Consider the following 23,127-nt stretch of genomic DNA (forward strand, 5'->3'; position numbering starts at 1 on the left):
AGTGTCAGAAGAAAAAGCTCAAACATCCTAGGTTTACGAGCGGATTGGGATGGAGGCCATGGCAATCGAACTCTGCGGTCAGAGCTTTCGTTTCTTGCCTTCGAAGCCATCCTTCACATCGTTAATCCAGGCGGCGATCTCGCGATCACTCCAACGGGAGGCGAGGGGCGAGATCTTGTAGGGTGCGGGGAATTTGCTCTCGGAGATCAGTCTATAGATCATCGATTTACCAAGACCGACGCGGCGTTTCACCTCATCCAGCTTGATGAGACGATCCGACGATATGCCTGCGGTGTCCATCACATCGCTCGACGGCCCGGGTGTGGCCAACGCAGAGTTACGACCTTCTGCGACCTGATCTCGTTTTGCCGATGCCACTCGCAAAACGCTTTGAAATGTCGATAGTCGATGAGAACCAGTCGGCCGATCGTCACTGCCCTGAGTTCACCCGACCCGATCAGCTTTCTAATCCTGTGATCGGCGAACCGGGTAATGGCCACCGCGTCAGCAACCCTTATCGATAGTGGCTCGAGATCCATTTGGGTACTCCGTTCGTGGCCCCTCATGCGAAGTTTCGATACAAATGCGCCTCGGCGATAGGCACTGTATGGGGACGGCCAACACCCTTTCGGGGACACGGGGAAGTCACGGCCGCCTCCGAACGAAAGCCGTTTTGCCAAGACCAATTTGCCCAATCCCAATTCTCAATGAAGAGGTGAGTTCGAGTCCCGAGGCGAGGTAGTTCAAGTCCTCTCTTAGCACCGTTTTCCCGGTCCATTGACGTTCATCAGCGTCGCGTAAGTGGCTGAGCTAAAAGATTTTTCCAAGTATCTTTTCCGGCGGGATTTGGGCGGATCCGTACCGAAAGGGCTGGCCTTGGCGGTGACTGATCCGCAACGGGCATGATCGTCGCCTAGCGCCAAAGAGTTCGACATACCCGCGGGCATGATCTTCGACGGTGCGAACGGCGCTTCAGATATGGGCTGGGCGGGCTCCAAAGCCACAAAATTGGTGCCATGTGCCGCCAGCTTACTTTCGAAAGTGATGGAAGGTCAGAATGGCCCGTTATCCCCATGCGACGCGCGGGCGCCGGCAGGTCGCCGCCGCCTCAATTCCCTCCCGCTCGCCATTCCTGATTTAACAGTTGACGGGAGCGTCGCTGAAACCGCATCTACGAGTCTCTTTAAGGCAGGGGCCCGCATTGCACCTGTGGGGGGGTGATGGTTCGAAGGGCGATAGGCGCCACTGTTCGCTGCGCCATTCAGGCGATCTCCGATGAGGGTCCGGCTCGTCAACACACCGCGGCGACCCGCTGGCTTGGTGGTTCGCCGAGCCTGAAAGCGTCGAAGCAATCGTGTTGGTGGCCACTGCAGGCGGCGTGCGAACCGTTCTGAAAAATGGACCTGTGAGCGATTGCCGTCAGAGTCGACTGCCAAGCCATTCCAGGAGTGTTCGCGTGGCACCGCCGAGCGGATCAGCAGTTCGCCTCCTTGTCAGAGCAGCGGGGGATGACAAGGAATAATGATAACGCGCGTTGTGCTGACGCTCTCGCATGAACGGCGCTAATGTCGTCGGATATGATTTGCGACATCTTGAGACCTTCTGACCGCGCGCGCCGAAATCTGTAAAAGGAGTATCATTGATGTGGCAAAGAGAGACCTCAGCCGCAATTCCACTGCTTATCATGTTCGGCGCACATACGGCCTTCGCCCAGGAGGCCTCACAGCCACCCAAGGAATATGGCCTCGATAGCAATGGGATGGACCTGGCAAATGGGCGATTTTCCCTGCCGGGCCCAAGGCTCGAGATAGGGACGAATGACAGCGGTCTTTCTCATACGACGATTGGTTCGCCGGTACATAACGGCCAGGTCACAAATTACGTCGACAACTATTCGAACTCGATATGGACCGCTCCGGGGCCGTCTTGGGGCGATCCTGGAGGGCCGGTCTTTGCAAGCGTCAGCTTTGACGGGGTAACCCGCATGTTCATGGTCGGCAATTGGATCGACCACGCTTCAACCCAGACATTTTACTCAAGCCCCTACCCCGGTGACGGCCCTGAAAAACTGGTTTGCCCAGACGGGATCACCGCGAGCAGCGGGACATGTACACTGCTGACCGCTGACGGTGGGTCTGTGGTTTATGATCTGGCCTACAATTCTCCGATGTCGAGCTTCTCGGGCAAGGCTCTGCGCGGGATGGCTACCCGGATAAATCGTAGCGACGGTGAGGTGATAAGGATCAACTATACCGCGCTTCAGAAGAAGACAGTTTGGAGTAGCTTGGGCTGGATGCTAAAATACGTTTATGCGTCGACAGGCGACCTGAGCGCTATTTATTCTTATAATACCTCCGAAACCTACTGCAATCCCGATGCGGCATCCTGCGCACTGAATCCCGCATATCCTAATCTTATTAAGGAAACGCAGGGAAACACAAGAATATTTTACCGTAACAACGTGCCCGTATATAAATATGATTATACGTCTGACGGGGAAGCTGTGCGCTATGATCCTCTGTGGGACAAGGTATCGTTTTCGGCGGTAAGCTCGGTTTCAGATAGTAACGGACTGAGGAGAAAATTTTCGGTTAAACGTGGCGGTAGTGAATGGATCTATACTAAATATTATTGGACCGAATACCCGCCCTACTATAGGGAGATCGTCCTTGAGTGGGATATTTCCAATCCGAAGGGGCAGAGTCGTCATGTGAATGTCAATCGAGATTCGCAGGTTGCGTCGATCACGGATGAGTTGCAGCGGAAGACTATCTATCGGCGCGAGGAGCCGTATTCTTCGGCCTCTCCTCGGCCCAAATACATTTTGCCTTCACCGATCACGTTTATCATTCCTCCGCAAGGATCTGGGACGGCGGGTAAAACAGAGTTTCAGTATGAACTCGGCAAGGTGTCGGAAGTGAAGCGCATTTCGCGCGACAGCTCCGACCTCCCATTGGTCACGAAACTCACATATGGATGCAGCTCCGTTCTCTGTGCTTCGAAGCCAACGGAAATCAAGGATCCCGCGGGAAACGTAACGAAATACGATTATTCGGCAGAACACGGTCTGCTCGAGAAAGAAACGGGCCCAGCGGACGCCAGCGGCGTAAATCCGCAGAAACGATATTTCTACGAGCAGCGGTATCCGAAGGTGCGGAATGCCAGCGGGGTGCTGGTCAATGCGGAACCGGTATGGCGGTTGGTGCGCGTTTCGCAGTGCTTGACCGCCACAAAGGCCAATCCGGCATCCTGCGTGGGCACCGGCGACGAATTGGTAACGAGCTACGCCTATGACAACAACAATTTGCTGCGGACCGCGGAGACAGTCGCCAGCGGAGATGGAGTGGTCTCGGCGACGACCAGCTTCACCTACGATACGGTCGGCAATGTAATCGTCGTGGATGGCCCCCGGGCGGGTATCGATGATCGCAAATATACGACCTACGACTCGCTTCGCAGGCCGGTTTTGGAAATTGGCGGTGATCCAGATGGATCCGGAGGCAATCCCCGGTCGATCACCAAACACCATTACGACACTGTGGGGCGAGAGTTTCTCACCGAATTTGGCGTTGGCGTTGCCAGTGATGGTTCCGATTTCACGGTGCAGCGCTTCACCCGAATGAGTTTTGATCCATCAACGGGTGAAGTTATAAAGAGAGAAGTTGGACACAAATGATCATCCAACGCAGATGGCTCGCCGTATTGGCCGGCGCCGCTCTCGTGTCCTGCATTGTCGGGACGTCTGATTCACGCGCGCAGCCGGCTGAAACCATCGAGTCAGTCACCCAGATCAGCTATGACGAACTCGGTCGCGTCAAGTGTACCGCCGTTCGGATGGATCCGCTGCAGTGGAGCGGGCAGGCCGACGCATGCGTACCGCAGCTAAGCGGCCCGAACGGCCCTGACCGCATCTCGAGGAATGTCTACGACGACGCTGGTCAGCTGGTACAAGTTCGCGAAGCAGTCGGAGTGCCTGGCGTCGAGCGGGCCACAGTCACCTATGGCTACACTCCAAACGGCAAACGGGAATTTGTAGTTGACGCCAACGGGAATAAGGCCCGGCTGGTATATGATGGCTTCGACCGCCAGGTCCAATTGCAATTCCCCTCGGTTGTCACGGCGCCGTCGAGCTACAACGCCACGACCGCAGCGACGGCGCTGTCCAGCGCCGGGGCCTTCGACGTCAACAATCGGGAGGAGTATCAATACGACGCGAACGGCAATCGCATTACAGTCACCAAGCGCGATGGTGCCGTCATCAAGTACCAATATGATTCGCTGAACCGCCTAATCCACAAGAAGGTCCCCGACCCGGCCGGCGGCCCAACTGCAACGGCAACGGTCGATTGCCACATCGGGACGGCGCTCGCGATTGGGAGCGACAGCAACGATGTGTGCTACGATTACGATCTGCGCGGACTGCAGACCAGCGCGAAATTCGGCTGGGGAACTGGTCAAGGCATCAGCAATGCATATGATGCCCTTGGACGGGTCACGAGCAGCACGACTACCATGGGAGGAGTGAGCCGGGCGCTTGGCTATCAATATAACTCAAGCGGCGCTCGTGTGCGCATCACGCATCCGGATAGCGGCACCCATTTCATCTACAATTATGACGGTCTGGACCGGCTCCTGAGCATTCAGGAAAACGGTGGTTCGGCTTACGTGTCTGCGACGTGGAATGCTCAAGGGTTGCAGGAGAAGGAAACTCGAGCAGGTGTGGTGACACGCTATGGCTACGACGCGGCGCTAAGGCTCACCAGCATCGAGGACGATCTTGCGGACACTCAATACGATATCACAACCGCTATTGGCGATGCTACAACCAAGGGCTACAATCCCGCTGGTCAGATCGTCAAGATGTCGCGCTCTAAGGACCTGTACCGGGTCAATAGCCGGCAGAACGTGGATCGCAGCTATAAAGCAAACGGTCTGAACCAGTACAGCGAGGCTAGAACCCCCGGCTATGACGCAATGCTCTTTCAATATGATCGTAACGGTAACCTGACCACGGAGGGTGACAGGCATTACGGCTACGATGCTGAAAATCGCCTGATCTCGGCGCCGAACGGCGCAAAACTCGTCTATGATCCGCTTGGTCGCCTCTTCGAGACTAGCATCGGGTCGGGAGAAATTACGCGCTTCCTGTACGATGGCGACCAGTTGACGCTCGAATATGACGCTGCCGGTAATGTCCTGCGGCGATATGTCCATGGGACCGGCGATGATGATCCGCTGCTTTGGTATGAGGGCGCCGGATTGACCGATCGTCGGAGTCTCCAAACCGATCACCAGGGGTCCGTAGTTTCGGTTGCCGATGCCTCCGGCAACGCAATCCAGATTAACAGCTATGACGAATATGGTGTCGGCTCCAGGGCCAACATCGGCCGCTTCCAGTATACCGGTCAGGCTTGGATTCCTGAAATAGGCATGTTTTACTACAAGGCGCGGATCTATTCGCCGTCCCTTGGCCGCTTTCTCCAGACCGACCCGATCGGGTATGAGGACGATTTCAACCTGTATGCATATGTCGGGGGCGACCCGATCAATCGCACCGATCCCACCGGGACCGAGGCCGAATGCAGCAAGCGCGGGGTACCCTGCCCGACGGCTGCGGAGATACGGAATGCGAGAAGGGCGGCTGTCCGCCAGGCGTGGCGTGAAGAGCGTGAACTCGTGCGACAGGGTGGATCGACACGAGACTGGACCCCGGCGCAGAGGAAGGAGCTTCTTGAAAACGGCTACGTAAAGGGTTTCAAGGGGCATCACCGGAACACGGTGAACGGAAATTCGCTCGAGATGGCGAGGAACCCTAACAATATCGAATTTCTCACTGCGCGCGAACACTATGAGCTGCATCTGAGAGCCGGCGGCTATCGGAACCCGATCCGCGGTCTGAAGTTGCTGTCCAGAAGCGCTTCGGCTCTCGGGCCGATCACCGATTTCACCGGCACGCTCTCAGGCAGAATCAGGACCGACAGCTTTAGTAACTTTATGTACGACATGGTCGGCTTGCCCTCTCCGGAAGATAATCTGAGGTATATTGCACAGATGTGCGGACGAGCTGCGGCCATACAGGCGGCGAAGGACGGTTGGGGAGGATGTGCGTAATGTTTGCAATCGACTTCGTACTGGAAAACGCCGGGCGATGCTCCAATGGTGATGTTGCGCTTCCAAGCGGCGCAAAGTTCATTAGGCATCTGGTGCCGAGTCAGGCATTGAGGTATCTACATAAATTGTACCCTGGCCTTCGGACCAATTATCTAGAGCACGTTCAATCTCTGCTTGGTTTCGCGGCCCCAGATGCTTATTCTAGATTCCTCGGCCATTGCGGCGGGGCAACGTTATTTGATCAGTCAGTTCATATCTTCGGTTACGAGGATCGTATAAGCCGCTCCCTTTTTCTTGAAGACCAGGTGGCTATTTTCATTGGGCGAATGCAGGGTGAGTTCAGGATTGATCAGCCTGCCTTGTTTAAAGAGATGTGGCGTGCTGTCGGATCCGTAACGGTATACAATAAGATTTGGCTCACCTTGAATATGAATGGTCGATGTTCGCTTGTAGCGCCCGAAGGGCGCCGGGATTTTGATGATTTCGATATGGCCATCGGCACGATAGTGACCCAGCTTTCGGAGCGTTTCGGGTGCGGCCCGGCGCCTCAGGATGGTGATCAAGATCTGGAGTACGCATTGCTCGGGGGTTAATCGCGGTATTGCAGTTCTTTGATGAGCGGCAGCTTGGCCGGCCCGCGGAGAACGGCGGGCTGACCGCGGTGACAATACCGCCTTCGGCATGAAGACTAGGAAAAATTTGATGCGGTTGTGCAAGTCTACAATGGCACCGTCTTTCTGCTTCCTGTCGCGCTGGTCGTCGGTGCCGCCAGCGCAGCGGGGCAAACGATCCAGCCGTCCCTTGTGAATGTAGTCGACGAGAACGATGTCAATACGGCAAGCAGTCTCACATCGAGAAACCTCTATTCACGCGATCCGCCGGAGGCGATCGGCCGGCGGTGACGCTGAAGATTTTGCTGCCGCCTAGGACATAGACTCATAGGCCCGGAGCCACAGGCGCATTGGGGCGAACTGGATCATGGCGAGGAAGTTTGCGGCGAGTTTGTCGTAGCGGGTGGCGACGCGGCGGAAGTGCTTCAGCTTGGAGAAGAAGCGCTCGATCAGGTTGCGCTCGCGGTAGGGGCGTTTGCTGAAGCACGGCTTCCATCGTCGGTTGCTTTTGGGCGGGATGTTAGGCGTGACACCTTGGTCCTGGATCAGCTCGCGGATGCGGTCGGCGGCGTATACCTTGTTCGCCAGCACGATGGTGCGAGGGCCGAGATGGTCGAGCAGCGTGTCGGCGATCTGCCCGTCGTGCGTCTGGCCGGCGGTCAGGCCAAGTCGGATCGTAAGGCCCTGCGCGTCCACGACGACGTGGATCTTGGTCGTGAGCCCGCCGCGCGATCGACCGAGACAATGATCTGCACCCCCCATTTCCCGTCGCTGCCTCCTGGTGGGCGCGAACGGAGGTGCTGTCGATCGTCTGAATGTCGCCGTCATGTGCGACGGTGATGGCGTCCGTCAGCCGGTTCCACAAACTAGCTTGCCGCCATCGATTGAAGCGGTTGTAGCAAGTCGTGCGCGGGCCATAGCGCTCGGGCAGATCGCGCTACGGTGCCCCCGAATCGCAGCACCCAGAAGATGCCGTTCAGCACGCGACGATCATCGACGCGCGGCACGCCTCGCGGCGTGTTGGGCAGCAGCGACGCGATCACGGCCACTCGAAGTTTGTCAGATCATATCGGCTCATCGTTGCTGCTGAATTACGATTTGGCGCGGGATGAAAGGTCGGTAACATGGGCCGATAAGGGATGCGCAACTCAGAGCGGCCTGCTTCTGGATCGCGGCCTTTGCGGGCATCGGATCGCTGGCGAGCGTTCTGTTCGCGGTGGAAATCCGCACGCTGAAGGCTCCAGCGTCGCTTCACCCGGCTCCAAGGCGCGCCGGCTCATTTCGACCTCCCCTTGCTGAAGGCGCGATCGCTCTCGAGGAAGGCGGCGAGCATCGCCGGAATCAGATCCGCGACCGGCTCCTCCCGGCCATAGGCCTGGGCATAGAGCGCGGCGTAGGCGACGAGCGCCTGGTGCAGGTCCGGCATCACCGAGATGCCGAGCTTGACCGGCGTGCGGTCGGGAAGTTGCGCGAGCTTGAGGTCGGACATGTCAATGCTCCTGGCACGGCCATGGCGCGAGGATGATGTCCTTGTGCACCACGACACGGAGGGGCCAACCGGGCCGCACCTTGATGGTCGGCTGGACATTGAGGTTCCTGGTGACGATCTGGCCAGCGGCGCGCGACGCGCCCTGCTGGGTGGGCTCGCGGATCGCGCGAACGAGGTCGGTCTCGCTGTCGCCCAAGCTGAGCTCGGTGCCGACGCCGAGCAGCGTCGAAAGTGCCACCCCCTTGAGCAACTGCCAGGTGTGGACGTCGACCTTGTCCGAAAGACCGGCATAGCCCGCCACGTCCGTCGCCGGCACGTTGTCGATTCGGATCGAACTCCCGTTCGGGAGCAGGATACGCTGCCAGACGACCACTGCGCGGCGCTGTCCGAACGCAACGACCGTTGATGAGCGTCAGCGTCGCGTCCGAGCCCAGCCCGCGAAGGTTGAGCGTCGTCGAGTTGTTGATGTTGTTGTAGCCGCCCTGGTCACCGCCCCCCGCGACCCCGGGGTTTTGCCCTCCGGTGAAATTCTGCGGGATGATCCGCGAGACGCTTGCCATGTCGGGCAAGCCCTGATCCTCCAATGTCCGCCGCGTCATGACGATGACCGGCGAGGGTCCGGTCGCGCCGCGGATGCGCGTACCGGTCACCGTGATCGCCTGATCGTCGCCGCTTTCCTCGGCCAGTTGGGGACGCACCCGCACGACGAGCGCCCCGGCCTGCTCCTCGACCATGAGGCCGGTGCCGCCGATGGCGAGGCGCACCGCCTGCTCGACGGTGAAACTGCCCCGGACCGCCGGCGAACGCTTGCCGCGGATATCCTCGTCGGCGAACAGGATCTCGCGGCCGCCCTGGCGGGCAAGCGCGCGCAGCGTCACGCCCAGATCCTGAGGCGGCAGCTCGAAGGCGATCGGCGCCTCCTGTGCGCTCGCCGGCAGGATCACCATGCCCGCGGGGATTGCCGTCGCGCCGAGCAGCGCGGCGCAGAATGCTTTTCTCGAGACTTTCATTTCCACCCTCCCAAATCGCCAGCTTCGTGCGGCGTTGGGGCGATTGACGGATGGTGCGGCGGACTACGGGGTCGTCCGTAAAAATATTTTCGGTGGCAGATGGCACCGTAACGACCCGACGATTCGTGTCTGCGCGAACGGCTTGATGGGCAAGGTTCGGAAGGCCAGCGGGCGCCTCGGCGAAGCGCCCTGTGCTTGACGGCGCTCAGGTCTTCCGAACAAAAAGGGAACGAATCAACCGCCTTCCGAGTCTTGGATCCCTATGGGGCAGCCTGCTGTCATCGCCGATCTGCGTTCGCGCATCGCCGCCATCGAAGGCGTGGGACACCGGCATGCGGCGGTGCCGTTCGGGATTCCGCCCGTCGATCGCCAGCTCCCCGGGGGCGGCATCGCCACCGGTGCGCTGCACGAGGTCGCCGGCAGCACCGAGCTCTGCGACGATGCCGCCGCCACCGTCTTTCTTGCCGGTATACTCGCCAGGATCGAAGGCCCGGTGTTCTGGTGCCTGAGGTGGCGGGACCTGTTTGCGCCGGCGCTCGACCTGGCCGGCCTGCATCCCGACCGCGTCATCCATGTCGAGGCGGGCAGCGATACCAATGTGCTGCTCGCGATGGAGGAGTGCCTGCGCCAGCCGGGGCTGGCCGGCGTGGTCGGCGAAGTCGCCAAGCTCTCGACCACGGCGTCCAAGCGCCTCCAGCTCGCGGCGGAAAGCTCGGGCACGACCGCCTTTGTGTTCCGGCGCGCGTCTCCCGCCGATACGGTCGCCGAAGGCACTGCCGCGGTCACGCGCTGGCGCGTGCGCGCCGCGCCGAGCCTCGCGCTCGGCATCCCCAGCCTCGGCCGCCCGCGCTGGAACGTGCATCTCGAGCGCGTGCGCGGCGGCGAGCCCAAATCCTGGATCGTGGAGGCCTGCGATGCGCAGGGTCGTCTCGCTCTACCTGCCCAGCTGGTCGACCGACCGGCTCCGGCGGAAGAGCGGCGCATCGCGAGCTGAGGCGTTTCCGCCAGACCGGCCGCTTTGCACCGCGCTTCCCGACCATGGCCGCAAGGTCGTGGCTGCGGTCGACGGGGCTGCGCGCGCGCTCGGCATTGCGCCCGGCATGACGGTGACCAAGGCACGCAGTCTCGCCCCCGAGCTCGCGGCGGTCGATGCCGATCCGGAAGGCGATCTTGCCGCGCTGAGGCGGCTCGCCTTGTGGTGCGGCCGCTATTCGTCCTTCGTCGCGCCCGATCCCCCGAACGGCATCTGGATCGACATCAGCGGCTGCGCGGCGCTGTTCGGCGGCGAGCGGGCCTTGCTCAAGGACCTGCATCGCCGCATCGCCCAGGCGGGCTATGCGCTCCAGATCGCGGTCGCGGACACGCCGGGTTGCGCACATGCGGTAGCGCGGCACGTCCCGGCCGGCCGGCCGATCACCATCGACCCCGGCGACCAGCGCAAGGCAATGTCGCTGCTGCCGGTCGCCGCGCTCAGGCTCGAGGCCGGGCAAGTCGACGGCCTGCGCAAGCTGGGGTTCGACCGGATCGAGCAGTTGATTGGCACGCCACGCGGCCCGCTGGCGCGCCGGTTCGGCCGCACGCTTCACCAGCAGCTCGACCGGGCGCTCGGTCATGCGCCTGAGGCGATCGAGCCGATCTTCCCTCCGCAAGTTCCGCGCTGCCGTCGCGGGCTGCTCGAGCCGATCGCGACACCCGAGGCCTTTGGCCGGGTAATCGGCGATCTGGTATCCGATCTCGTCGGCCAGCTGGTCCGGCTCGGCAAGGGCGCCCGGCGCCTCGACTGCTGGTTCCACCGGGTCGACGGACACGCCCAGGCGATCCGTATCGGCACCGCCGCGCCGACGCGCGACGCGGCGCATCTCGTCAAGCTGCTCCAGGCCCAAGTCGACCAGGTCGAGCCGGGACTGGGGATCGAGGCGATGACCTTGGTCGCGCCGCTCGTCGAGCCACTTGGGTCGAGCCAGGCCGATCTCGCGCGCGCCGGGCACAAGGAAGCGGATATCGGCGCACTCGTCGATGCGCTGACCAACCGCTTCGGACCGGCCAGCCTTCACCGAGCTGCGCCGCGCCCCGGCGGCATGCCCGAGCGATCGGTCGCAAGCGTCGCGGCGCTCGACCGGGGCGGCGGGGCGCGCTGGGCCGACGACCTGCCGCGACCAGGCAGGTTGATCGACCCGCCCCAACCGATTCAGGTGACCGCGATGCTACCCGACCATCCGCCGGCGATGTTCGTCTGGAAGCGCAAGCGCTACCGCGTGCTCCAGGCCGACGGCCCCGAACGGCTGCACGGCGAATGGTGGCGCGAAGCCGGGCACGAGGCCCGCCAGCCTTATGCGGTGCGCGACTATTTCCAGGTCGAGGTCGAGGGCGGTGGCCGCTACTGGCTGTTCCGTCTGGGCGACGGCGAGCGCATGGCGACCGGCTCGATGACCTGGTTCATCCATGGGGCGTTCGCTTAGATTCACGGATAGAGCGTCTTATGCGTAACCGGCACCCAAGCTGAACCGATGTGCTCAACGACACCGCCACTGGCGAAGGCGTAAATGGGAAGATTCGGGAAAAGCGTCGCAATCTCCGCGAGCGATTTATAGTCAAAGCCGGCGGCGGTGCCGGCACCCCGTAAATAGTCGGGCATGTCTTCAGGATAGTCGATCTCTACTTCGATCGACACGCGGTATGGCTCCGCCACGAACAATCCGATCACCTGATAATTGGCAATTACCCACTCATTGTACTCGCCGTTCGCGCGACCCGTGATCGTCGCATCGAAATCCGACGCCGTCATGTCGCGTGCATGGGGGACCTGGCGAACGCCGTCCGCCATGTACGTCCCGCAGTCGTGTGGGTGAGCGTCCAGCACGGACTGAGGCGTTTGCAGCCCGAGCAACACACCGATGCAGCCCGTTGCGTTAGCCCTGTTGAGGTCGCAGAACTCATCGCCCGGCATGACCGTCGAGCAGGAAAGGCCCGTCAGGGATCGGCCCGCGATCACTTCCTCGAGATCGCGCGGAAACGGATATTCGAAGGTCGAGCCACCACCTTTCGGCGTCCCCGAAAAATGCACGATGACGGCGCTATGTGCTGCGAGCACGCCGTGGATGTCGGAAAGCGATGGGCGCATGACCATCAACACCGGCTAGCGCTTGCTCTATCTCAAGTCACGTCTGCATAGCTTTCGCACATGATCGCCTTCCAAGGGTAAACTCGCGCGCAGACGCATCCAGATTCGACTCGGCAACTACAAAAGTTCCCTTTATGTTCTCGTGCTTTCGACTCGGAGAACATGATGTCCATCACCCTGATTCCCTCCGCGGAGGCCGCGAGCCTGCGCATCACCGGGGACATCGAAACCAAGCTGACCATTCCGGCCGATCCGAGCTTCGAGTTCGGCGGCGAACCGTTCATGCACGCCTATTACATCGCATTGTCGGACGGCTCGCTGCTCAAGGCGGTGCGCCATGACGAGCCGCGCTGGGATGTGATCATCGAAGGCGCCGGCACGATCGAGATCGATCCCAGCGGCAAGACGCTGACGATGCATTGGGGGATCGAGTGGATCACGCTCGCCACCAACTGCAATGCGAGCGCGGTCGCACAGCAGTCGACCCGCAACCTTCCGCTCTTCCATCCCGAGCTCGGCAATCTCACCGCGATTGCCTGATCGCCGGGTCGCGCGCCAGCGGAGGGACGACCCGAGCCTCCTTGTGCCCGGCTCGCCAAACCGGTCGATCGCCTGAACCATGCCCGAACTCGATGTCCGCTATGCCGAGCTGCAGGTCACGACCCACTTCAGCTTCCTGCGGGGCGCGTCCTCGCCGGAAGAGCTGTTCGCGGCCGCGGCGCTGCTTGGCCTGCCGGCGATCGGCGTGGTGGACCGCAACTCCGTCGCGGGCATCGTCCGCGCCTGGGACGCGCAAAAGGCGACGGGCGTGCGCTCGGTCGCGGGCTGCCGGCTCGATCTCGCCGACGGCAGCGCGCTGCTCGTCTACCCGACAGACCGCACCGCCTGGAGCCGGCTCACCCGCCTGCTGTCGATCGGCAAGAGCCGTGCCGGCAAGGGCGCCTGCCATCTCGACTGGAGCGACGTCGAGGAGTGGAACGAGGGCCTGATCGGGATGTTGGTGCCGGACCGGGCCAATGCCGATACTCAGGCGGCATTGGCCCGGACCAGCCGGATCTTCGGGGACCGCTCCTACCTCGCACTTTCGCTGCGTCGGCGCCCACGCGATGCCGTGCGCTTGCGCGACCTTGCCGCGATGGCGGCGACGGCGCGCGTCGCGACCGTGGCCACCGGCGACGTGCTCTATCATGCGCCCGAGTGCCGGCTTCTGCAGGACGTGGTCACCTGCATCCGCGAGAAGTGCACGATCGACGATCTGGGCGACCGGCGCGAGGCCATAGCCGACCGTCATCTCAAGACGGCCGCCGAGATGGAGCGGCTGTTTCGCCGCAACCTGGGCGACACCCGCCCGGTCGCGCGCAGCCTCGAGATCGTCGAGCGCTGCAGTTTCGACCTCGAGCAGCTGCGCTACCAATATCCCGACGAGATCGGCGATGCCGGCGGCACCCCGCAACAGGAGCTCGAGCGGCTGACCTGGGAGAAGGCGCCGGAACGCTATCCCGAGGGGATCACGCCGAAGGTCCGGGCCCAACTGGAGCATGAGCTCAAGCTCATCGCCGAGCTGGAATATGCACCGTATTTCCTGACGGTCCATGCGATCGTCGCCGAGGCGCGCCGGCGCGAGATCCTCTGCCAGGGCCGCGGTTCGGCGGCCAACTCGGCGGTCTGCTTCTGCCTCGGCATCACCTCGATCGACCCGGTGCGCTCGGAGCTGCTGTTCGAGCGCTTCGTCAGCGCCGAACGAAGAGAGCCTCCCGATATCGACGTCGATTTCGAGCATGAGCGGCGCGAGGAGGTGATCCAGTGGATCTACGAGACCTATGGCCGCGACCGCAGCGCGCTGACCGCGGTAGTCAGTCGGTACCGCGCCCGCGGAGCGGTACGCGAGGTCGGCAAGGCGCTGGGGCTGAGCGAGGACATGACCGCCGGCCTTTCCAGCCAGGTCTGGGGCTGGAGCCGCGAGGGCGTCGAGGAACGCCATGCCGAGGAGCTCAACCTCGATATGGCCGACCCGCGCCTTGCGCTGACGCTCGAGCTGGCAAAGCAGCTGATCAATACCCCGCGCCACCTATCCCAGCATCCCGGCGGTTTCGTGCTGACCCGCGACCGGCTCGACGAACTCGTGCCGATCGAGCCGGCGGCGATGGAGGATCGCCAGGTCATCGAATGGGACAAGGACGATATCGACGCACTCGGCTTCATGAAGGTCGATGTGCTGGCGCTCGGCATGCTGAGCTGCATGCGCCGCGCCTTCGAGTTCCTCGAGCACGACAAGAACCTGAAGCTCGACCTGGCGACCATCCCCGCCGAGGACCCCGCCACCTATGCGATGATCCGCAAGGCCGACACCCTGGGCGTCTTCCAGATCGAGAGCCGCGCGCAGATGGCGATGTTGCCGCGGATCAAGCCCAGGACCTTCTACGACCTGGTGATCGAAGTCGCGATCGTGCGGCCCGGGCCGATCCAGGGCGACATGGTCCACCCCTATCTCAGGCGGCGCGAAGGCAAAGAGCCGGTCAGCTATCCCAAGGAGGAGCTGCGCCGCGTGCTCGAGAAGACCTTGGGTGTGCCGCTGTTCCAGGAGCAGGCGATGCGCGTCGCGATCGAATGCGCCGGGTTCACCGCCAGCGAGGCCGACCTGCTGCGCCGCGCGATGGCGACGTTCAAGCTCACCGGCGGCGTCAGCCATTTTCGCGACAAGCTGATCGGCGGCATGGTCGCGCGCGGCTATGCCCATGACTTCGCCGAGAAGACCTTCAAGCAAATCGAGGGCTTCGGCAGCTATGGCTTTCCCGAGAGCCATGCGGCGAGCTTCGCGCTGATCGCCTATGCCTCGTCCTGGATGAAATGCCATCATCCCGACGCGTTTTGCGCGGCTTTGCTCAACGCCCAGCCCATGGGCTTCTACGCGCCGGCGCAGATCGTCCGCGACGCGCGCGAGCACCGCGTCGAGGTTCGCCCCGTCGACGTCAATTGCAGCCGCTGGGACTGCACGCTCGAATATGCCCCCGGACCCTACAAGGCGGTGCGGCTCGGCCTGCGCATGGTGCGCGGCCTGGCCAATGACGATGCCGCCGCGATCGTGGCCGCGCGCGGCGAGGGCCGCTTCACCAGCGTCGAGGAGATCCAGCGCCGCGCCGGCGTGGGCGCCGGCGCGCTCAATCGCATCGGCGAGGCCGATGGGTTCGGCTCGCTCGAGCAGACCCGGCGCACCGGCCTGTGGCAGGTAAAGGGCCTGGCGGACGCGCCGCTGCCGCTGTTCGCCGCGGCCGACGCGCGCGACCAGGCCTGGCGTGACGAGGCGCTCGAGCCCGAGGTGGCGCTCGTGCCGATGGGCGAAGGCCAGGAAGTGGTCGAGGACTATCGCAGCACCGCGCTTTCATTGCGTGCCCACCCGCTCGCATTTCTCCGGGATGAGCTCGGCCAGCGGAAGATCCAGCCTTGCTCGGCGACGCGGACGATGCGCGACGGACGCTGGATCGAACTCGCCGGGCTGGTGCTGGTCCGCCAGAAGCCCGGCTCGGCCAAGGGCGTCATGTTCATCACGATCGAGGACGAGACCGACATCGCCAACCTGGTCGTGTGGACTAACGTTTTCGAGAAATACCGGCGCGTCGTGCTCGGCGCGTCGATGGTGGGTCTGCGCGGGAAGGTCCAGCGCGAAGGCGAGGTGATTCATGTCATCGTCGACCGGCTCGACGACCTGTCGCCGCTGCTTGCCAGCGTCGGCAGCCGCAGCGACGTCGCCGATATCTACCGGGTCGCGCGGGCCGATGTGGTCAAGCATGGTCAGGGACCCGATCCCCGCGATCCCGCGGAACGCCCGCTGGGCCGAAACCCCCGCGATATCTACATTCCGGACCTGCGCCTGGGCTCGGGCATCATCCCCGGCCAGCCGACCGAGGGCATCAAGATTAAACCTCGCGACTTTCGGTAGGGCGGCCGGCCTGCCGCTGGCCGAGCACTCGGCAACCGGCCCTAGCCGCCGGCTTCGCACGGTCCGGTACTAAGGATGCAGGCGCCGCAACCCCGAAGCGGCGGAGGGCCAGCGGGATACATCCACAATCTCATGAACTTGCGATTGAAACGGCGCGTCCGCGCACCCACATCCCAGCTATCGTCAACAACGGAAAGGAGGTGGTCAGATGTCTCATTGTCACATGCCGCACGCGGCAGGAATTCTGAGCATGGCCTCCACCGCGGGGGTCCGGCTCGGCTGAGCTGTCCGCGTTCGGATGACAATGGAAGGGCCGCTCCGAAAGGGGCGGCCCTTCGCGTTTCGGAGCGGCGCTCGCCGTCGCGCGTTCAGGAAATCGAGAGGAAGGAAAATGGCCAATGGCTGGGCGCAGGATGGCGCCGTTCAGGAACAGATCGAGGATACCATCGCGGATGCGGTCAGCCATGCTCGCACGCGTCTCGCGACCGGCGACGGCATTCGCTATTGCGAGGATTGCGGCGAGGAGATCCCGAAGGCGCGGCGCGAAGCGCAGCCTTCGAGCCGAACCTGCATTGCCTGCCAGTCCGAGCGTGACACGTCGATCCGGCCGACCGGCTTCAACCGCCGCGGCAGCAAGGACAGCCAGCTTCGCTGATGACCATGGGGCATCATGGCTGAGCCTGGGCTGGCGGGTGGACATCCGATCACGCCCGATGGACGCTATTTCGTCGTACGCGGGCGCCTGTGGCGCATGACGAACCCCGCTTTGGCACCGCGCGACCGCGAGACGCTGACCAAGACGCTGATGGCGGCGCGGCGCGCGGTCTGCACGGCGCTGCGGAACGAGGATCCGGCATCGGAAGCGGAAGCCCGAGCCGATGTCGATCGCGCCAAGCGCGCGCTCGGCGAACGCGGCCCGGTCTGGTGGGATGATGGCGCCCCGGACCTTAACCGGCGCCTCGCGCGCAACACGGTGTATGCCGCATGGTTTGCGGCGCTCGACTGACCGATGCCCGCCACGATCCGCCCGCGAACCGGGCGGTTTAGAAGCTCGCGGTCAGGTTGAACGAGCCGTACCGCGTCCAGCGCCCCGCCGGCGCGTTGGGCGCGTCGCGCAGGAAACGCCCCTTGGCGAGCAACAGGCCGTCGAACTCGAAGCGCAGGCGCGCCGGCACCAACCAGTAGCGCACCCGCGCCTCGAGCTGATGCCCGGCAAAATCGCCCGAGCGTCCCGATGCGTCCCGAACTCCGGTCGTCGAGAAGCTGTCCTCGTCGGCGGCCAGCCACATCGCCCGGTAGACGGCGAAGGCATCCAGTCGCTTGCTCGGCGCGACCTCCAGGCGAATGCCCGGCGTCATGATGTTGGCGCGCGCCACTGCGTTGTAGAGACCAGCGGGGGCAAGATCTGCGCGTCGCATTCCGTAAAGAGTATCGAACCGGCCGAATTTCCCGCCGGGCTTGTCCCCGCTCGCCCGGTCGAACTCGACCGACAGGCGCGGCTTCCAGGCGCCCGAGAAGCTGTAGCCGAGATCGGCATGGACGAAGCTGGCGGAAACGGCCTGCCGTGCGGCGGTCGGCGCGAGCGAGGCGCTGATGCTGCCGGTCTGATAGAACGTCTCCACCTCATAGTCGAAGGCGTCCGTGCGGGGTTCGGCGATGATCCGCCCGCCAAAGGTGTCGAGTGAGCGGTCCCGGGTAGGCCGGGCCGGTGCATCGCGCTCGCCCAAGCGGAAATAGGTGAGTTCGACCATTGCGCGCCCTAGCGTCCTGGCCCTGCTGAGCTGCCCACCCCATAGCACTAGGCCGAAATTCTCGCGGTCGAGCTTGACCTTGGCGTCACGCAGCCTTTCGGCATCGTCGGGCAGGCGCACTTGGGGAAGCGTGTAGATCAGCGTTGCCTTGACGCCGCCGGGTGCCGCGATATCCGCACGGAGCCCGGTGTAGCCGTTGGTGGTGTTGCGATAGTCGTCCGCCGCGACCAGCCGCCGCGACCCGAGGTTGAGCGTCATGCGCCCCGCGGTCAGCGTAAGCTTCGTGCCCTTGCCGAAGGCGCCATCGATGTCGCCGGCGACATAGACCTGCACCGGCTCGAGAGCATTCACTTCGTTGGTCGTGACCGGGGTGCCGGTGCGATCGGCCCAGACGCGGCTGTCGTAAAGCTCGACGCCGAGCCGCACGTCCCGCGTGCGATATTCGGCCAGGATCGCGGTGCGCAGGTTCACCAGCGCGTCGCTCTCGTTGAACCCGGCGCGCGCCTGCCCATCGATCGCCTCGTAGCGCAGGCGCATCGATCCCATGACGCTGAGGCCCTCGGCCACGTCCTGCGCCGACGCCGGTACTGCCGCCATCGGCGTCCCGACGAGCGCCAGCGATGCGAACACGGAAAAGCGAGCAGGCATCATTGATATATATGTTCCTTCGTTTCGATCGTGATGATACATATGCATCATGATGACTACAACCGACTCGGCGATCTGGCTTGCGCTGCTCCATCAGCTCCCTGCGAAGCCGCCCTATCTACGAGTGAAGATCTGGCGGCGGTTGCAGGCGATCGGTGCCGTTCCGCTCAAGAACGCCGTCCACGTCCTGCCCACGAGCGAAGCGGCCCAGGCCGCGTTTCACGAACTGCTCGAGGAGATCGTCGCGAGCGGCGGCGAAGCGACCCTGCTCGAAGGCCGGCTTCTCCTGGGGCAGAGCGACGGCGAGGTGCGGGCGCTGTTCGATGCCGCGCGCGATGCCGACTATGCCGAGATCGCCGATGCGGCGCGCCGCCTGCTCGACACAGGTCCGGCGAGCGGCCAGGACATCGCCAAGCTGCAGCGGCGGCTGGCGGACGTCGAGGCGCTCGACTTCTTCGGGGCGCATGGGCGCCAGGACGCCGATGCCGCGCTCGCCGAGCTTGATCGCCAGCGCTACCAGCACCCCGATATCGGCCGCAGCGAGCCCGCCGCGGCGATCGAGCCGGCCGACCTGACCGGCAGGACCTGGGTCACGCGGCGCGGGGTGCATGTCGACCGCATCGCCTGTGCGTGGCTGATCCGGCGGTTCGTCGACCCGCAAGCGGTCTTCCGCTTCGTCGACGCAAAGACGCACGTGCCCGAGCCCGGCGAACTGGGCTTCGATATGGCGGATGCCGAGTTCACCCATGAGGAGGACCGCTGCAGCTTCGAGACCATCGTGCTGCGCGCAAACCTCAGCGAGAACTCCGGCCTGTCGGCGCTCGGGGAAATTATCCACGAGCTCGACATCGCCGACGGCAAGTTCGCGCGTCCGGAGACCGCCGGTGTCGGCGCGATGCTTTCTGGCGTCTGCGCCTCCAGCGACGACGATCTCGAGCGCATCGCCCGGGCGAGCGACGCGCTCGACCAATTCTACGCCTTCTTCTCCAGTCGAAAGGCCGACCGATGAACGCTACCGTCGTCGCCCCCGACATGCCGGCCGCGCCGCACGATCACGGCATCTCGTTCGGCGAGGCGGTCAAGGTCTGGGCGCGGATCGCGGCGCTCAGCTTCGGCGGCCCGGCCGGCCAGATCGCGGTGATGCACCGCATCCTGGTCGACGAGAAGCGGTGGATCGGAGAGGATCGGTTCCTCCACGCACTCAACTATTGCATGCTGCTGCCAGGGCCCGAGGCGCAGCAGCTCGCCGCCTATATCGGCTGGCTGCTCCACAAGACCAAGGGCGGGCTGGTCGCCGGAGCGCTTTTCGTGCTGCCCGGTTTCCTCGCGATCCTCGCGCTCAGCTATATCTATGTGCTGCTCGGCCACGCGCCCGTGATCGAGGGGTTGTTCTTCGGCCTCAAGGCGGCGGTACTGGCGGTGGTCGTCCAGGCTGTGGTCCGCGTCGGCTCGCGCGCGCTCAAGAACCACGTCATGCGCGGCATCGCCGCGACCGCGTTCGTCGCGATTTTCTTCCTCAACGCGCCTTTCCCGTTGATCGTCTTCCTTGCCGGGCTCGCCGGCTATCTCGGCGGGCGGGCGGGCATTACCGCCTTCCGGGGCGGCGGCGGCCACGGATCTTCGGGCGGCGACATCGTCCACGACCGCGACACTGCGCTTGGCGAGGAACTGCCCGAGCATGCGCGGCCCAATCTCGGCTGGTCGCTCAAGATCTCGGGCCTGTTCCTGTTCCTCTGGCTGGCGCCGGTAGGACTCCTGTTCGCGCTGGCCGGGCCAGGCAACGTCTTCTCGCATATCGCCGGCTTCTTCAGCCAGATGGCCGTGGTGACCTTCGGCGGTGCCTATGCGGTGCTCGCTTATGTCGCGCAGGAAGCGGTCGGCACCTATCACTGGGTCACGCCGGGCGAGATGCTCGACGGCCTCGGGCTCGCCGAGACCACGCCGGGGCCGCTGATCATGGTGACCCAGTTCGTCGGCTTCCTCGCCGCCTTTCGCGATGCGAGCGGGCTCCCGCCGTTCGTCGCAGCGACCTTGGGCGCGATCCTGACGACCTGGGTGACGTTCATGCCCTGCTATCTGTGGATCTTCGCCGGCGCGCCGTTCGTCGAGCGGCTGCGCGGCAACCGCGCGCTGTCGGCAGCGCTCGGTGCGATCACTGCGGCGGTGGTCGGCGTGATCCTCAATCTCGCGGTCTGGTTCGCAATCCACACGCTGTTCAGTAACGTCCAACCGGTTCGCCTCGGTCTTGCCACCTTCGAAATCCCGGTGCTCGCCTCGCTCAGCCTGCCTGCGCTGGTCCTCGCCGCCGGAGCGGCGATCGCGGTCTTTCGCTTCAAGGCGGGCATGATTCCCGTCCTCTTCGCCAGCGCCACGCTCGGCGCCGCCTATGTCCTTCTCGCCTGAACGGGAGACTGCCATGCAAAGAGGGTTATGCGAGAACACGGGAACAGCCGGGTCGCCTGCAATAGCTGGTTCGCAGTCATGAACGATGCGCCCGTTTTCCCCTTCGATATCGTCCGGCTCCATTCGCAGCGGGAAACTCTGGCGAATCGAACGCGGTAGGGAAGCAGGACAGAGGAGGCCAGGATGGCAGACGACAAGACGCTGCGCTCGCCGCAGGACCGTAGCCGAGTCGCGATGGGCGAGGATTATGAAGTGCGCTACTGGACCGAGAGGTTCGGAGTCAGCCGCGAACGGCTTCAGGAAGCGGTCGACGCCGTGGGCAGCGGTGCCGACGCCATCGAAGCCTATTTCAAGCGTTGACCCTTCTACGCGCCCGCCGGCCGGCGGGGCGCGAGGCAGGTCACCAAGGCAGTTCCTCAACGAAGAGGACCATCTCCTGAAATGCCGCCCCCTCGAAGCCGATACCGGCTTCGGTCTCTACCAGAGGGTGGCGCGCTGCAGCCTCGAGCACGGCCTCGGGACCGGATTGCCGCAACGGATCATGCGCCGCGGTCCACTTGGCAAGCGCCGTCACGCGGGCGTGCAGCGCCGCGCCTGCAACCACGTCATCCGCAAAACGCGCATCGCGCGCATATGCCTGGAGAACCTCGGCCTGCGCATAGGGGTCAGCGCGTCGACCGGCAGGAAGCATCGCGAGCACTTCGAGCGCGGCAGCCAACTGCGGCCCGGCCAGGATGATCGCGTTCAGTCGATCGGTGGGACTTACGGCATCCCCGGTCGCCGGGACGGTAATAGGCACGTCGGCAAACATACATTGCTCCCTTGGCTACAGAGCCAGCATGCGCTGTCGATCGGCGATGCCGCGCGGGCCGGTTTCCTCGATGAGAAAGCTGTGCTTCGGCATAGGCTGCAGCAGCTCGGACTCGGGCTGGGTCAGGTCGAGCCAAGCCATGTTCTGCCGCCGCAGCAGCACCGCACCCTGACGCTCCTGATAGAAGAAGATATCGGGATTGGCCTCGATCGTGATGATCGCATAGCTGACGTCGCGCTCGCCCGACGAGGGCCGCCAGATGCCGGCAAGATAGAAGAAGTTTCCGTCGTCGAGCGTCACGCGGAATTTCCGCTCACCATTTGTGACCTGGAACTCGCTCGCCGGCACTAGGCAGCGCTGGTGGGGGAAGGTCCGACCCTCGGAACGAATGAACTTGAAGGGCTTGCCTTCCGGTTCCCACGGTTCGAGGCCCCAGCTCGCGTCGATGGCCTGCGGCTTGCCCGTGCGCGGGTTACGCCGCACGATGATCTTGCGGCTTCCAAAAGGGGCATCCGACTCGAAGGGACTCGCTTGCATAGTGAGAACATAATGCGAACGAGTGCCACGTGCAAATCAGGGACGGCTCATGTGCAATGACTATCGCCTCGAGGTCGATATCGCATCGATCATGGAAGACTTCGAGGAACTCGAGATCGCGATCGAGACGCCCGAAGGCACGCCCAACGTCGCTGCCCGCGAGGATATCAAGATAACCGATGTCGCGCCGATCGTAATGTCGGTCGAAGGAGCGCGTTCGCGTGGCGCGCTGGTCAATCGGCGGTGGAGCTGGCCCCGCCCGACGAACAAGCCGGTCTACAACTACCGCGCCGAAGGGCGAGATTTCGGCGCGAAGCGCTGTCTGATCCTGGCCGATGGCTTCTACGAATTCACCAAGTCCGATGACCCGAAGCAGAAGCGCCAGAACAAGTGGCTATTTACGCTGAATGACCATGAGTGGTTCGCGATCGCGGGGATCTGGCGCAACCATCCGGCAGTCGGCGAAGCATTCACGATGTTGACGCTCGACGCAGGGCCGGACGTCGCGCCCTACCATCATCGCCAGATCATTCCATTGGCGCGCGACCAATGGGCGGACTGGCTGGATCCCTCAGTCCCCGCAGCGGAGGTGCTTTCGATCCTGCCATCTGGCAGCCTGTCGGTCCGGCAGGTCCATGGAGCGCCAATGCCGAGTGCATCGCCGATGCTGCTCTAGCTACCTCAAAAATATCGCGCGT

General features: G+C 63.4%; 20 protein-coding genes and 2 pseudogenes. 13 read left to right on the forward strand and 9 right to left on the reverse strand.

All coding sequences use genetic code 11. From position 1 onward, the window contains the following. Nucleotides 1-78 precede the first annotated feature (78 nt). Nucleotides 79-300 carry an AlpA family transcriptional regulator gene (locus Q9Q95_RS14120; protein ID WP_306097779.1) on the reverse strand — a complete coding sequence of 74 codons (222 nt, stop codon included), beginning with the start codon at nt 298-300 and terminating at the stop codon, nt 79-81. A gap of 1,339 nt (nt 301-1,639) precedes the next feature. Between Q9Q95_RS14120 and Q9Q95_RS14125 the strand changes: the two genes are divergently transcribed. After that, the gene (locus tag Q9Q95_RS14125) at nt 1,640-3,676 is read left to right on the forward strand and encodes a hypothetical protein (RefSeq protein WP_306097780.1); all 2,037 of its coding nucleotides are present in this window, start codon (nt 1,640-1,642) and stop codon (nt 3,674-3,676) included. After that, entirely contained in the window at nt 3,673-6,111 is a 2,439-nt protein-coding gene (locus Q9Q95_RS14130; RefSeq protein ID WP_306097781.1) for an RHS repeat-associated core domain-containing protein, read from the forward strand. The genes Q9Q95_RS14125 and Q9Q95_RS14130 overlap by 4 nt, the downstream gene beginning before the upstream one ends. Nucleotides 6,112-6,356: 245 nt before the next feature. Here the strand turns inward: Q9Q95_RS14130 and Q9Q95_RS14135 are convergent, their stop codons facing one another. From Q9Q95_RS14135 to Q9Q95_RS14150, 4 genes and pseudogenes are all read right to left on the reverse strand, one after another. Continuing rightward, nucleotides 6,357-6,674 carry a hypothetical protein gene (locus Q9Q95_RS14135; RefSeq protein WP_306097782.1) on the reverse strand — a complete coding sequence of 106 codons (318 nt, stop codon included), beginning with the start codon at nt 6,672-6,674 and terminating at the stop codon, nt 6,357-6,359. Between the two features lie 360 nt (nt 6,675-7,034). Then, a pseudogene (locus Q9Q95_RS14140) lies at nt 7,035-7,800 on the reverse strand (IS5 family transposase). Nucleotides 7,801-7,998: 198 nt separating this feature from the next. After that, nucleotides 7,999-8,211 carry a DUF2274 domain-containing protein gene (locus tag Q9Q95_RS14145; protein ID WP_306097783.1) on the reverse strand — a complete coding sequence of 71 codons (213 nt, stop codon included), beginning with the start codon at nt 8,209-8,211 and terminating at the stop codon, nt 7,999-8,001. A gap of 1 nt (nt 8,212) precedes the next feature. Beyond that, a pseudogene (locus tag Q9Q95_RS14150) lies at nt 8,213-8,614 on the reverse strand (TrbI/VirB10 family protein); the annotation flags it as partial. Between the two features lie 542 nt (nt 8,615-9,156). Here Q9Q95_RS14150 and Q9Q95_RS14160 point away from each other — a divergent pair. From Q9Q95_RS14160 to Q9Q95_RS14170, 3 genes are all read left to right on the forward strand, one after another. Continuing rightward, the gene (locus Q9Q95_RS14160) at nt 9,157-9,420 is read left to right on the forward strand and encodes a hypothetical protein (protein WP_306097884.1); all 264 of its coding nucleotides are present in this window, start codon (nt 9,157-9,159) and stop codon (nt 9,418-9,420) included. Nucleotides 9,421-9,483: 63 nt separating this feature from the next. Further along, the gene (locus Q9Q95_RS14165) at nt 9,484-10,215 is read left to right on the forward strand and encodes an ImuA family protein (RefSeq protein WP_306097784.1); all 732 of its coding nucleotides are present in this window, start codon (nt 9,484-9,486) and stop codon (nt 10,213-10,215) included. Next, nucleotides 10,136-11,680: a DNA polymerase Y family protein gene (locus tag Q9Q95_RS14170; protein ID WP_306097785.1), complete on the forward strand. Its 1,545-nt coding sequence runs from the start codon at nt 10,136-10,138 to the stop codon at nt 11,678-11,680. Before Q9Q95_RS14165 ends, Q9Q95_RS14170 begins: the two co-directional genes overlap by 80 nt. Before the next feature lie 2 nt (nt 11,681-11,682). Here the strand turns inward: Q9Q95_RS14170 and Q9Q95_RS14175 are convergent, their stop codons facing one another. Then, nucleotides 11,683-12,354, reverse strand: coding sequence for a hypothetical protein (locus tag Q9Q95_RS14175; protein ID WP_306097786.1), 672 nt, complete (start codon nt 12,352-12,354; stop codon nt 11,683-11,685). 153 nt (nt 12,355-12,507) lie between these two features. Between Q9Q95_RS14175 and Q9Q95_RS14180 the strand changes: the two genes are divergently transcribed. From Q9Q95_RS14180 to Q9Q95_RS14195, 4 genes are all read left to right on the forward strand, one after another. After that, nucleotides 12,508-12,882, forward strand: coding sequence for a hypothetical protein (locus Q9Q95_RS14180; RefSeq protein ID WP_306097787.1), 375 nt, complete (start codon nt 12,508-12,510; stop codon nt 12,880-12,882). 79 nt (nt 12,883-12,961) lie between these two features. After that, nucleotides 12,962-16,279, forward strand: a complete 3,318-nt coding sequence (locus tag Q9Q95_RS14185; protein ID WP_306097788.1) for an error-prone DNA polymerase — start codon at nt 12,962-12,964, stop codon at nt 16,277-16,279. Between the two features lie 391 nt (nt 16,280-16,670). Continuing rightward, nucleotides 16,671-16,934, forward strand: coding sequence for a DksA/TraR family C4-type zinc finger protein (locus tag Q9Q95_RS14190; RefSeq protein WP_306097789.1), 264 nt, complete (start codon nt 16,671-16,673; stop codon nt 16,932-16,934). Nucleotides 16,935-16,949: 15 nt separating this feature from the next. Then, nucleotides 16,950-17,285 carry a hypothetical protein gene (locus Q9Q95_RS14195; RefSeq protein ID WP_306097790.1) on the forward strand — a complete coding sequence of 112 codons (336 nt, stop codon included), beginning with the start codon at nt 16,950-16,952 and terminating at the stop codon, nt 17,283-17,285. Between the two features lie 37 nt (nt 17,286-17,322). Here the strand turns inward: Q9Q95_RS14195 and Q9Q95_RS14200 are convergent, their stop codons facing one another. Further along, nucleotides 17,323-18,681 (reverse strand): alginate export family protein, encoded by a 1,359-nt coding sequence (locus Q9Q95_RS14200; RefSeq protein WP_306097791.1) that lies wholly within the window; start codon nt 18,679-18,681, stop codon nt 17,323-17,325. Between the two features lie 46 nt (nt 18,682-18,727). On the opposite strand from Q9Q95_RS14200, the gene Q9Q95_RS14205 reads away from it, so the two are divergent. From Q9Q95_RS14205 to Q9Q95_RS14215, 3 genes are all read left to right on the forward strand, one after another. Continuing rightward, nucleotides 18,728-19,687: a chromate resistance protein ChrB domain-containing protein gene (locus Q9Q95_RS14205; protein WP_306097792.1), complete on the forward strand. Its 960-nt coding sequence runs from the start codon at nt 18,728-18,730 to the stop codon at nt 19,685-19,687. Further along, nucleotides 19,684-21,081 (forward strand): chromate efflux transporter, encoded by a 1,398-nt coding sequence (gene chrA / locus Q9Q95_RS14210; protein ID WP_306097793.1) that lies wholly within the window; start codon nt 19,684-19,686, stop codon nt 21,079-21,081. Before Q9Q95_RS14205 ends, chrA begins: the two co-directional genes overlap by 4 nt. 183 nt (nt 21,082-21,264) lie before the next feature. After that, nucleotides 21,265-21,441 (forward strand): DUF3606 domain-containing protein, encoded by a 177-nt coding sequence (locus Q9Q95_RS14215; protein WP_306097794.1) that lies wholly within the window; start codon nt 21,265-21,267, stop codon nt 21,439-21,441. Between the two features lie 40 nt (nt 21,442-21,481). Here Q9Q95_RS14215 and Q9Q95_RS14220 read toward each other — a convergent pair whose 3' ends face one another. Next, the gene (locus Q9Q95_RS14220; protein ID WP_306097795.1) at nt 21,482-21,892 is read right to left on the reverse strand and encodes a hypothetical protein; all 411 of its coding nucleotides are present in this window, start codon (nt 21,890-21,892) and stop codon (nt 21,482-21,484) included. A 15-nt stretch (nt 21,893-21,907) separates the two neighbouring features. Further along, nucleotides 21,908-22,375 carry an SOS response-associated peptidase family protein gene (locus tag Q9Q95_RS14225; RefSeq protein WP_306097796.1) on the reverse strand — a complete coding sequence of 156 codons (468 nt, stop codon included), beginning with the start codon at nt 22,373-22,375 and terminating at the stop codon, nt 21,908-21,910. 103 nt (nt 22,376-22,478) lie between these two features. On the opposite strand from Q9Q95_RS14225, the gene Q9Q95_RS14230 reads away from it, so the two are divergent. Beyond that, nucleotides 22,479-23,105 (forward strand): SOS response-associated peptidase, encoded by a 627-nt coding sequence (locus Q9Q95_RS14230; RefSeq protein ID WP_371876770.1) that lies wholly within the window; start codon nt 22,479-22,481, stop codon nt 23,103-23,105. The last annotated feature ends 22 nt before the right edge of the window (nt 23,106-23,127 follow it).

This window comes from Sphingomonas sp. DG1-23, from assembly GCF_030730875.1.
Taxonomy (GTDB): Bacteria; Pseudomonadota; Alphaproteobacteria; order Sphingomonadales; family Sphingomonadaceae; genus Sphingomonas.